The following is an 11,715-nucleotide window of genomic DNA, read 5'->3' on the forward strand; positions in this document are numbered from 1 at the left end:
CGCAGGGTGGGTGTTCAACGGGCGGCGTGTTCTTCCAGTGCCTCATGGATCTGCTTGAGAATCGCCGCGGCCGAGGCAAGCCTTGCCCTGTCGTGCGGCGACAGGCTGTCCGCACCTTCGATGGACAGACGGTCGATTGCGTAATGCAGAAGCTCTCCGCATTGTAGCAGGGACAGGCCGGACGAGGCACTCGTATTTGCTGCCATTATCCGGCGCATGGCTCTTCCTCCTGCCATGTCCAACGCACGGGCCGCCGATGAGTTTCTCCTCCGGGCAGGGCTATGCTTAACTGTCCGCTAATGGAGCGGTCAGGCCCGGTCCGACGATTTGCCGGATGCCGTCCGGACTGACGCTAGGAAACCGTTCGGAATGCACGGTGGCCGCTTGACGGCATTTTCGCCGCAACCTATTGGAACCGGGTGGAACGCCGGGAGCAATGAGGCCTCGTGGCGGAGTGGTTACGCAGAGGACTGCAAATCCTTGCACCCCGGTTCGATTCCGGGCGAGGCCTCCAATGCCCGGGCCCCCGCGCGGCAGCGCAGGGGCCTGAAGTTCCTGACACAATGGACCGCGGTTCTGGCGCGGCAAGCGGATTGGTTGGGACATGAGCGCTGATTTCTCCGAACTACGCGTCAAGATGGTCGACGGCCAGGTCCGCACCACCGATGTGACCAGCGCGCCGCTGCTTGATGCAATGCTTGTCGTCCCAAGAGAGGTGTTTGTCGGCGCCGCCCAGCGCGATCTGGCCTATATCGACGAGGACATCCGCATTGCCGCCGGCGCGGACGGTGCGCGCTACCTGATGGAAGCATCCCCGTTGGCCAAGCTTATCCAACTGGCCGAGATCAACCCGACCGATTCGGCGCTCGATGTCGGTTGCGGAACCGGCTACGCCTCGGCCATCCTGTCGCGGCTGGCCAGGTCCGTGGTGGCGCTTGAAAGCGATTCGGCGCTGGCGGAAACCGCCAGATCGACGCTTTCGTCGCTGGGCTGCGGCAATGTGACCGTCGTCCATGGCGCGCTGCCGCAAGGGCATGCCGCCCAGGCCCCTTATGACGTCATCCTTGTCGGCGGCAGCGTCGCGGAAGTCCCTGTGACGCTGCTGGACCAGCTCGCCGAAGGCGGCCGCCTTGTCGCCGTCGAAGGGCAGGGCAATTCCGGCGTGGCTCGTCTCTTTTTCAAGGCCGGGGGGGTTGTAACCGGAAGACGGGCATTTAATGCGGCAATTAAGCCACTACCGGGGTTTGAACGCATTCGTGCTTTCGAATTCTGAATGATTTGGCCTTGCAGCAGAGGCTTTGTCATGGTCGCTTGCATTTGAACGATCGCTGCTGATGCCAAACTGGGGGCACTTTGGGGTGAGCAGCAGGGAACATCGAACACGCGGCGCCGGCTGATCTATGAGAGAAGCAGGCGCGGCGCGGTTCCCATGGAAAACGAATGAGGGTTTAACCGTGCCGTCTTTACGCAAGTCACTTTTCACCGCCGTCCTCGTTTCGGCGACCATGCTGTCCCCACTGGCCGCTTCAGCCGAAACCATCTCCGGCGCGCTTGCAAAGGCCTACCAGTACAATTCTTCGCTGAATGCATCCCGCGCCGGCGTTCGCGTCACCGACGAGGGCGTCGCCATCGCCAAGTCGGGCTACCGTCCGGTTGTCACCGGCTCGGCGAATATCGATTATTCGAGCAGCCATCTCAACGGCACCAATTCAAGCGTGCGGCTGACCACCGGCAATTTTGGCGTCCAGATCGACCAGACGCTGTTCGACGGCTTTCAGACCAGGAACAATGTCGCTGCCGCCGAAGCGCAGGTCCGGGCTTCGGTCGAAAGCCTGCGCAACACCGAAGAGGGTATCCTGTTCAGCGCGGCCCAGGCCTATATGAACGTGATTCGCGACCGGCAGGTCGCCGTGCTGACCGAGCAGAACCTGCAGTTCCTGACCGAAACGGCGCGCGCGGCGCGTTCGCGTTTCGAGGTTGGTGAAGGCACGCGCACCGATGTCGCGCAGGCCGACGCTTCACGCGCCGCCGCGGTGGCATCGCTGAGTGCTGCCCGGGCGCAGGCGCTGGCAAGTGCGGCGCTCTATCGCCAGATCGTCGGCGACGAGCCGGGCAAGCTCAAGGGCGCTTCGCCGGTGGCAAAGCTGTTGCCGTCGAGCCTCGCCGCCGCCGTCGGGGTGGCCTCGAACGAGCATCCGGCCATCCTTGCCACGCAGCATCTGGTCGACGCCGCCGCGTTTTCGGTGAAGTCGGCCGAAGGCGCGCTGTTGCCGCAGCTCTCGGCTTCCGCCGGCGTTTCGAGCGCCTATCGCAATACCTCGCCTTTGCCAGGCGTCGGTTCGCAGGATGGCACGACCAATTCGGCCAGTGTCGGGGCAACGCTGACGATCCCGATCTATTCGGGTGGCCGCACCTCGGCGATCGTGCGCCAGAACAAGGAATCACTCAGCCAGGCCCGCATCCAGGTCGACGTCAGCCGCGACCAGGTGCGCCAGGCCGTCACCGCCGCCTGGACCGAGTATACCGCCGCGCAGCAGCAGCTGACGGCCAACAGGCAAGTGATCGAGGCCGCGAAGCTGGCACTGAACGGTGTCATCGAAGAACGCAATGTCGGCCAGCGCACCACGCTCGACGTCCTCAACGCACAGGCGACGGTCATCACCGCCCAGATCAACCAGGCCGGTTACGAACATGATGTGGTGGTGGCGAGCTACGCCATCCTGCAGGCGACCGGCCGTCTGTCCGTCGACCGCCTTGGCTTGCAGGTAGCGAAGTACAAGCCTGAAGAGCATTACAACGCGGTCAAGGACAAGTGGTACGGCCTGCGCACGCCGGACGGCCGCTGAGGCGTTCGGCCAGGACTGGCGGTGTTCCCCGTTTGAGCAGGATCTTTCGCACTCGGGTTCAGATTGCGCTAATCTGTTGAAATCCCACAAGTCCCCAGATTGGGGATTCTCGTGCGGCGATCCGTCGGTTACGCTGTCGCCATGATTCGATCCGGCTCTGCCGGAGCGGAAACCCACAGGGGTCACAAAGGCGGCGGATGTGACGATGGCAACGGCAAGCAGCGCACAGCGCGAACCTTCCATGGAAGAGATACTGGCTTCCATCAGGCGGATCATCGAGGACAGCGACGGCGGCCGCAAGCAGCCGGGCGACGCCGATGAGCTGAGCCAGGATCTGGAGCACGCGTCGAGCGCCTATGCGGCCCCTGACGTGGAAGCATTCCGTGCCGACCTGCATGCCGTCCCCGAAGGCAGGAAGCCGGTGACGCTGGCGGAAGTCCAGGCACAGTTGCCGGCGGCCGAGCCGGTGGTCGCGCGCATGGAAACGCCTGCGCGCCCCGATCCCAGCCCGGCAAAGCCATCGATGACACTTGCCGAAGTTAGCGCCCGCGTCGCCGCCGAGCCAATCACGGTTGAATCGCCGGGATCGCGTCCTGTCGCCGACGCTTCCATCGCCGATTGGCGTCGCGAGATCGCCGCGGTCGGTGAGCAGGCGAGGGCGGTGTCGGACCGGAGCGAGGCACGCAAGACGGCTGCCCAGCCGTCCGTGGAGACTCCAAGGGACGAACCGACCGCGAAAGTAGCCGTCGGGCCCGAGCCGTCTCGTCCGGATGCAAGCGTGGTGCGGCCGGTGGCGGCCAGCGACGCGCCGCGTCCGGCAATCGTTTCCGAGCATACCGGCCGCCAGGTCGCGGCTGCCTTTGGCGAGCTTTCCGATGCGTTTGCCAGCCGCAGCAAGAAGACATTCGACGAGATGGCCGAAGAGATGCTGCGGCCGATGCTGCAGGATTGGCTGGACAACAATCTGCCGACACTGGTGGAAAGGCTGGTGCGCGAGGAGATCGAGCGCGTGGCGCGCGGGGCGCAGTAGTTCCCCATGTCGATTGCCAATGGAAACGGCGCCTTCGCGGCGCCCATTGGTGGGGTCAGCTTGTTGGCAGGACGACGGATCGCGTTCCGTTGAAATGACCAGGGCCGCGCCTATCTGGTTGTGAGGGTCCGAGACAGCCCTTGCGGTTGACTTGGCCAAAACCTTCCGATTTACACCGGACCAGCAAAACTCCCGACAGCGCGGACCATTTTCCCATGCTTGAAAAGACCTACGACGCCAAAACCGTCGAGCCGAAGATCGCCAAAGTCTGGGAAGAGGCCGACGCGTTTCGTGCCGGCGCCGGGGCCGAGGAGGGGGCGGAAGCCTTCACCATTGTCATTCCGCCGCCGAACGTCACCGGTTCGTTGCATATGGGGCACGCGCTCAACAACACGCTGCAGGATATATTGGTGCGCTTCGAGCGCATGCGCGGCAAGAACGTCCTGTGGCAGCCGGGCATGGACCATGCCGGTATCGCCACGCAGATGGTGGTCGAGCGCCAGCTGATGGAAAAGCAGATCCATCGCCGCGACCTGACCCGCGAGCAGTTTATCGAGAAAGTGTGGGAGTGGAAGGCCGAATCCGGCGGCGCCATCTTCAACCAGCTGAAGCGGCTCGGCGCCTCGGCCGACTGGTCACGCGAACGCTTCACCATGGACGAAGGCCTGTCCAAAGCCGTGCTCGAAGTGTTCGTCACGCTCTACAAGGAAGGGCTGATCTACAAGGACAAGCGCCTTGTGAACTGGGACCCCAAGCTGCTCACCGCGATCTCCGATCTCGAGGTCGAGCAGCAGGAGGTCAACGGCAATCTCTGGCACTTCCGCTATCCCATAGAGGGCCAGGTCTTCGACCCGGAAAACCCAACAACCTTCATCACCGTGGCGACGACGCGCCCGGAGACGATGCTGGGCGATACGGCCGTCGCCGTGCACCCTGACGACGAGCGCTTCCGGCATCTGGTCGGCAAGAACATCGTCCTGCCGATCGTCGGTCGCAGGATTCCCGTGGTGGCGGACGAGTATTCCGATCCGGAAAAGGGTTCGGGCGCGGTCAAGATCACGCCGGCGCATGACTTCAACGACTTCGAGGTCGGCAAGCGCCACAAGCTGCCGGCGATCAATATCCTGACCACGGAGGCGGCGGTAAGCCTCAGGGACAATGAGGATTTCCTTGCCGGTCTCGAGGTGACGCCGGAGCGCCAGCTTGTCTGGGACGAACTCGACGGCCTCGATCGCTTCGTCGCGCGCAAGAAGATCGTCGATCTGATGGAAGAGGGCGGCTTCCTCGAAAAGGTCGAGCCGCATCGCCACGCGGTGCCGCATGGCGATCGCGGAGGCGTGCCGATCGAGCCATTCCTGACCGAGCAATGGTATGCCAATGCGGCGGAACTGGCCAAGCCGGCGATCGCTTCCGTGCGCGAAGGTCGCACGAACTTCGTGCCGAAGAACTGGGAGAAGACCTATTTCGACTGGATGGAGAACATCCAGCCCTGGTGCATCTCGCGCCAGCTGTGGTGGGGTCATCAGATCCCGGCCTGGTACGGGCCGGACGGGCGCGTCTTCGTCGAGAAGACCGAGGAAGAGGCGCTGAGCGCCGCGATCGAATTCTATCTGGCGCTGGAAGGACCGTGGAAGGCCTGGGTCGAGGACAAGCTGGAGAACTTCAAGCCGGGCGAGATCCTGACCCGCGACGAGGATGTGCTGGACACCTGGTTCTCATCGGCGCTGTGGCCGTTTTCGACGCTGGGTTGGCCCGACGAGACGCCCGAGCTGAAGACCTACTACCAGACCGACGTGCTGGTGACAGGCTTCGACATTATCTTCTTCTGGGTCGCCCGCATGATGATGATGGGTCTGCACTTCATGGACGAGGAGCCATTCCACACCGTCTATGTCCATGCGTTGGTGCGCGACAAGAACGGGCAGAAGATGTCGAAGTCGAAAGGCAACGTCATCGATCCGCTCGACCTTATCGACGAATACGGCGCGGACGCGCTGCGCTTCACCCTGACGGTGATGGCGGCACAAGGCCGTGACGTGAAGCTCGATCCGGCGCGCATCGCCGGCTATCGCAATTTCGGCACCAAGCTGTGGAACGCTACGCGTTTTGCCGAGATGAACGAGGTCGCGCGCAATGACGATTTCTGGCTGAACGATGCCAGGCTGGCGGTCAACCGCTGGATCCTGACCGAACTGACGCGGGCGGCGCGCGAGATCACCGACGGCATCACCTCATACCGCTTCAACGAGGCGGCGGGCGCTGCCTACCGCTTCGTCTGGAACCTGTTCTGCGACTGGTACCTGGAACTGCTGAAGCCGGTGTTCATGGGCACCGACGAGGCGGCCAAAGCAGAAAGCCGTGCCTGCGTCGCCTTCTTGCTCGACGAGATCTACAAGCTGCTGCATCCGATGATGCCGTTCATGACCGAGGAACTGTGGGCGCAGACCGCTGGCGAAGGCAAGCAACGCTCGTCGCTGCTGTGCCATGCCGCGTGGCCCTCGCCGGACTTCGAAGACGCCGAGGCTGCAGCCGACATCAATTGGCTGGTCGACCTCGTCTCCGGCATCCGCTCGGTGCGCTCGGAGATGAACGTGCCGCCGGCAGCCATTGCACCGCTCGTCGTGGTCGGCGCCAACGCTGTGACACGCGAACGGCTTGTCCGCGAAGAATCTGCGATCAAGCGGCTGGCGCGGGTCGGCGACATCTCGCTTGCCGATGTCGCGCCCAAGGGTTCGGCGCAGATCGTGCTCAACGAGGCGACGATCTGCCTGCCGCTTGGCAGCCTGATCGACCTCGCCGCCGAGGCCGCTCGGCTGCAGAAGGAACTGGCCAAGGTGACCGAGGAGATCGCGCGCCTGCACAAGAAGCTGTCGAACGAAAGGTTCGTCGCCAGCGCGCCGGCCGAGATCGTCGATGCCGAGCGTGAAAAGCTCGCTGAATACCGCGATGCGCAGGACAAGCTGTCGGTCGCGTTGGCCAGGGTTCGCGACGCCGGTTGAGGAGATTCGCGAGACTTCAGCCTTCTGTAAAGTGCTTGTTTTTCGCCTCGAAAATCAGCATGCCCTTGCGTTAATATTGACGTAAACGGAAGTTTTAGCCCCATTGTTGCCATAATGTAACAATGGGGCTCCTGGAGCCTAAAAAAGGCCTGTTTTCGAGCCTTTTTGGATAGTTCTCTCTGTTTTTTGAGACCCGCTCAGCCCTACAGGCCATTTTTCGGCCTTGCCGCACCCGGTTGCATTTCCTCGAAAATGCGCCTGGCCAATGTGTACATGTACGCCCGCGAATTCGTTGTTGCACCGTTAACCTGAATTGGTTCTAGCTTGATGCACTCGAATTCGGGGAGGACGTTTCATGACTATTCTGCGACTGAAGGCGCTGCTGGGGGCGGGCTGCTTTTCGCTGGCTTTGATCGGGACGGCGATGAATCCGGCACATGCCGGCGGCCTGGAGCGCGGCGGTTACGATATCGATTTGCTGTTCGATCCGGCTCCGTTCGCGACCGAAGCCGAATCGACCTATGTGATGCCGCAACGCAAGCTCAAGAATGCGGTGGACACCAACCCGCTCGACGGCGATTTGACGCCTCTGGGCAGCACGGCGAAGGACAGCGAGAGCTATTGGGTGCCGCGGATCGGCGTCAAGGCGCAGATCGTCCAGGGTGTCGACTGTATGTTCGACTATTCCCAGCCTTGGGGTGCGCACACAAATCCGGGTCTTTGGGCCGGTGCCCAGTCCAACATGGAAACCGACATCAAAAGCAACAACTACGCCACAACCTGCTCCTACAAGATGGACGCCGGCAAAGGCCAGGTTCGCTTCATCGGCGGCGTCTACTACCAGGAAGTCTATGGCTTCAAGCAGGACCTGATATCGCCGCTGGTGCCGGATTTCCAGGGTACCGGGCGTGTCGATCTCAAGGGGACCGGCTGGGGCTGGCGCGCCGGCCTGGCCTATGAAATCCCCGAGATCGCACTGCGCGCCAGCCTCGTCTACAATTCGCGGGTCAAGCTCGACAATATCTCGGGCACGCTGGATTTGACGCATGTTGGCAGCGTGGTGCTTCCGATCTACGGCTCAACGCAATACATGCCGGACACAGTCGAATTGAAATTGCAGTCAGGCATTGCGCCAGGCTGGCTCGCCTTCGGTTCGCTCAAGTGGGTCAATTGGAGCCTGCTGCAGAGCGTTCCAATTTGCGTCGTAGGTACCCCCGCAGGGGCATGCGTCACTGGTGATGCTCTCCATTCGGGCCAGATCACCTCGCTGGACCTGATGTATCGTGACGGCTGGACAGTTACCGGCGGCATTGGCCACAAGTTCAACGATCAGTGGAGTGCTGCCGGCCAGCTTTCCTGGGATCGCGGCACGTCGCATGGCTATGGCTCGCAGACCGATACCTGGACACTGGGCGGCGGCGTCGCCTTTACGCCCAAGCCGAACATCGAAGTGCGTCTGGCCGGCGCGGTTGGGGTGCTGACCAGCGGCCATTCTGGAGCGTTGGCTGGTGAGAGCGGATACGTCGCCGGCACGGATGTCAGCTACGACTTCGGCAACGATCTGGTCACGGCGATTTCAGGTGGCCTTAAGATCAAGTTCTAAGTCTCTGACAATTATAACAAAAGGCCGGGGATTACCCGGCCTTTTTTGTTTGGGATCGCATCGCCCCGATTTGTCTCATCCAAGCTGCGTTGCATATTATCCGTACCGCTTTCGCCCCCTGCTATTGTGATGTTTTGGCAACAGTTTCTGAGCAACCCCTGCGCTGGAAGCCGGGCTGAGGAAATTGCCTATTTCCCGCCATAAACCCGGCGCACCTCGATCTTGTCTCGGGACACGCGCCAAAAGGCTCGGCGAGGGGGCAGCCGCTCCGCCCCATTTGCAGGGAAGATGGGGCAAGGAAGAATATGGACGCCAAAGTCATCTCCAAGGCTAAGCTCCCTAGCCGCTATGTGACCGTCGGTCCGGCGCGTGCGCCGCATCGTTCCTATCTCTATGCCATGGGTTTGTCGGCGGCCGAGATTGCGCAGCCGCTGGTCGGGGTCGCCTCCTGCTGGAACGAGGCGGCGCCCTGCAACATCTCGCTGATGCGTCAGGCGCAGGTGGTCAAGAAGGGCGTCGCGTCCGCCAGCGGCACGCCGCGCGAATTCTGCACCATCACCGTCACCGACGGCATCGCCATGGGTCACCAGGGCATGAAGTCGTCGCTGGTGTCGCGCGAGGTCATCGCCGATTCGGTCGAACTCACCATGCGCGGCCATTGCTACGATGCGCTGGTCGGGCTGGCCGGCTGCGACAAGTCGCTGCCCGGCATGATGATGGCCATGGTGCGGCTCAACGTGCCGTCGATCTTCATCTATGGCGGTTCGATCCTGCCCGGCAGCTATCGCGGCCGCCAGATCACCGTGCAGGATGTGTTCGAGGCGGTCGGTCAGCACTCGGTAGGCACCATCGACGATGCCGAACTTCTCGAAATCGAGCAGGCGGCCTGCCCGTCGGCCGGCTCCTGCGGCGCCCAGTTCACCGCCAACACCATGGCCACCGTTGCCGAGGCGATCGGCTTGGCGCTGCCCTATTCCTGCGGCGCGCCGGCACCCTATGAAATGCGCGACCGGTTCAATTTCGCCTCCGGCGAAAAGATCATGGAACTGATCGCGAAAAACATCCGGCCGCGCGACATCGTCACGCTGAAGGCGCTGGAGAATGCGGCGACCGTGGTCTCGGCCACCGGCGGTTCGACCAACGCGGCACTGCATCTGCCGGCGATCGCCCACGAGGCCGGCATCAAGTTCGACCTGTTCGACGTGGCCAAGATCTTCGAGAAGACGCCTTACATCGCCGACCTCAAGCCGGGCGGCAAATATGTTGCCAAGGACATGTTCGAGGCCGGCGGCATTCCGCTGCTGATGAAGACGCTGCTCGACCACGGCTATCTGCATGGTGATTGCATGACCGTGACTGGCCGCACTTTGGCCGAAAACATGCAGCACGTTGTCTGGAATGAGCATCAGGATGTGGTCCGCCCGGCCAACACACCCATTACCCAAACCGGCGGTGTCGTGGGCTTGAAGGGAAACCTTGCCCCCGAAGGCGCGATCGTGAAGGTTGCGGGCATGGCGGAGTTGAAGTTCTCCGGCCCGGCACGCTGCTTCGATTCGGAAGAGGAATGTTTCGAGGCGGTGACGCATCGCAACTACAGGGAAGGCGAGGTTCTCGTCATTCGCTACGAAGGACCGCGCGGCGGCCCCGGCATGCGCGAGATGCTGTCGACGACGGCAGCGCTGTACGGCCAGGGCATGGGCGGCAAGGTGGCGCTGATCACCGACGGGCGCTTCTCGGGCGCGACGCGCGGTTTCTGCATCGGCCATGTCGGCCCCGAGGCAGCCGTGGGCGGCCCGATCGGGCTGCTCAGGGATGGTGACGTGATCTCGATCGACGCGGTGAACGGCACGATCGACGTGGCGTTGTCCGATAGCGAACTGGCGGCGAGGGCAAAGACATGGAAGGCGCGCACGACCGACTATCAGTCGGGCGCGATATGGAAATATGCACAGACGGTAGGGCCGGCGCGCGATGGCGCGGTGACCCATCCGGGCGGTGCGAAAGAAACACACTGTTATGCGGACATCTGAGTTGTTGAGGTCGTCTGTCTTTTCGGCACTGGTCGTGGCAGCCACATTTGGCGCGACCTTTGGCGCCGTGGGCCAGGCCATGGCCTTCGACGACAAGGTATTCGACGACAAGACCGGGGTGAAGCCGCAATCCAGCCCTTGGGCGGTCTTCCAGTTCGGCTTCTCCGCCTACAAGAACGGCCACAAGGAACAGGCTGCCGAGGCCTACAAATACGCTGCCGAAAATGGCCAGATCGGTGCCACCTGGAAGCTTGCCCGCATGTATGCCGAGGGCGACGGCGTGGCGCGCGACGACTATGAGGCGTTCAAGTTCTTCTCCGAGATCGTCGACCAGGACGTCGAGCCCGGCTCGCCTGAGGAAAGCTATGTCTCCGACGCGCTGGTGGCGCTTGGCGACTATTTGCGCACGGGCATTCCCGGCAGCCCGGTCGCCGAGAACGAGGTGGCGGCCCAGGAATATTACATGCGCGCCGCCGCCAACTACCGCAATCCGAACGCGCAGTTCGAGATGGGGCAGATGTTCTTGAAGGGCGAGGGCGGCGTGAAGGCCAGTGTCAAGCAGGCCGGGCGCTGGTTCCAACTCGCCGCCGAGAAAGGCCATGCCGGCGCCCAGGCGACACTGGGCCATTTGTTGTTCCAGAGCGGCAAGATCGTTCGCGGCCTGGCGATGATGACGGCAGCGCTCGAACGCGCTTCGCCGGCTGACCAGCCCTGGATCCGCGGCATGCAGGAAGAGGCATTCGCCACCGCCGGCGAGGCCGACCGCCGCACCGCGATCTCGCTGGCCGATGATATCCTCACCAAGGGCAACAACGCGGACCAGTAGTCTCGCGGCTGCGTCAGCTTCACCAGCAGCACTCGATTGTCGATCGCGATCAGTTCTCGATCGGCTCCGTCGGCACCATGCTGGGCGCCGGCATCGAGATCGGCGTGACATGGTGGTGTGGCGCCAGCGTGTTTTCCGGGCAGCTATCCCCGATGTTCGTCCACGATGTGTTGTTGAGCACCATGTCGCAGCGGGCCAGATGGCTCCGGTCGGCAACCGTCAGGCAGGCGACCTGGCCAAGCTGGTAGGATTTTCCATTGGCCAGGCATTCCTGGTCGGCAAATGCCGCACCGGGAGCGGCCATGGCAAATGCCAGGCCGACAAAGATGAAATCGTGTGCTCATGCAACCCCAGCCGCCAGGACCGCAATGAACGGCGCAA

Annotated in this window: 9 protein-coding genes and 1 tRNA gene; 8 read left to right on the plus strand and 2 right to left on the minus strand. The window is 62.7% G+C overall.

The features are described from left to right. Window positions 1–14: 14 nt before the first annotated feature. Window positions 15–218: a hypothetical protein gene (locus tag AC0L2U_RS02320; RefSeq protein ID WP_127810254.1), complete on the minus strand. Its 204-nt coding sequence runs from the start codon at window positions 216–218 to the stop codon at window positions 15–17. Window positions 219–440: 222 nt separating this feature from the next. On the opposite strand from AC0L2U_RS02320, the gene AC0L2U_RS02325 reads away from it, so the two are divergent. From AC0L2U_RS02325 to AC0L2U_RS02360, 8 genes are all read left to right on the plus strand, one after another. Then, window positions 441–514 (plus strand) — tRNA-Cys (locus tag AC0L2U_RS02325). 90 nt (window positions 515–604) lie between these two features. After that, a complete protein-coding gene (locus AC0L2U_RS02330; RefSeq protein WP_127397635.1) occupies window positions 605–1,273 on the plus strand; it encodes a protein-L-isoaspartate O-methyltransferase family protein in 669 nt (222 codons plus the stop codon). 181 nt (window positions 1,274–1,454) lie between these two features. Then, a complete protein-coding gene (locus tag AC0L2U_RS02335; protein ID WP_127322716.1) occupies window positions 1,455–2,846 on the plus strand; it encodes a TolC family outer membrane protein in 1,392 nt (463 codons plus the stop codon). A gap of 205 nt (window positions 2,847–3,051) precedes the next feature. Next, a complete protein-coding gene (locus AC0L2U_RS02340; RefSeq protein ID WP_473601350.1) occupies window positions 3,052–3,876 on the plus strand; it encodes a DUF2497 domain-containing protein in 825 nt (274 codons plus the stop codon). Between the two features lie 215 nt (window positions 3,877–4,091). Then, complete coding sequence (locus tag AC0L2U_RS02345; protein WP_292656857.1) at window positions 4,092–6,875, plus strand: valine--tRNA ligase; 2,784 nt, start codon at window positions 4,092–4,094, stop codon at window positions 6,873–6,875. Between the two features lie 355 nt (window positions 6,876–7,230). Beyond that, window positions 7,231–8,478, plus strand: a complete 1,248-nt coding sequence (locus tag AC0L2U_RS02350; protein ID WP_292634642.1) for an OmpP1/FadL family transporter — start codon at window positions 7,231–7,233, stop codon at window positions 8,476–8,478. 305 nt (window positions 8,479–8,783) lie between these two features. Beyond that, window positions 8,784–10,508 carry a dihydroxy-acid dehydratase gene (ilvD, locus tag AC0L2U_RS02355; protein WP_127270685.1) on the plus strand — a complete coding sequence of 575 codons (1,725 nt, stop codon included), beginning with the start codon at window positions 8,784–8,786 and terminating at the stop codon, window positions 10,506–10,508. Next, window positions 10,495–11,334: a tetratricopeptide repeat protein gene (locus tag AC0L2U_RS02360; protein ID WP_127270686.1), complete on the plus strand. Its 840-nt coding sequence runs from the start codon at window positions 10,495–10,497 to the stop codon at window positions 11,332–11,334. The genes ilvD and AC0L2U_RS02360 overlap by 14 nt, the downstream gene beginning before the upstream one ends. Window positions 11,335–11,383: 49 nt before the next feature. On the opposite strand, the gene AC0L2U_RS02365 is transcribed toward AC0L2U_RS02360, so the two are convergent. After that, window positions 11,384–11,638: a hypothetical protein gene (locus tag AC0L2U_RS02365; protein ID WP_245482753.1), complete on the minus strand. Its 255-nt coding sequence runs from the start codon at window positions 11,636–11,638 to the stop codon at window positions 11,384–11,386. Between the last annotated feature and the right edge of the window lie 77 nt (window positions 11,639–11,715).

Source organism: Mesorhizobium sp. WSM4808, assembly GCF_055811675.1.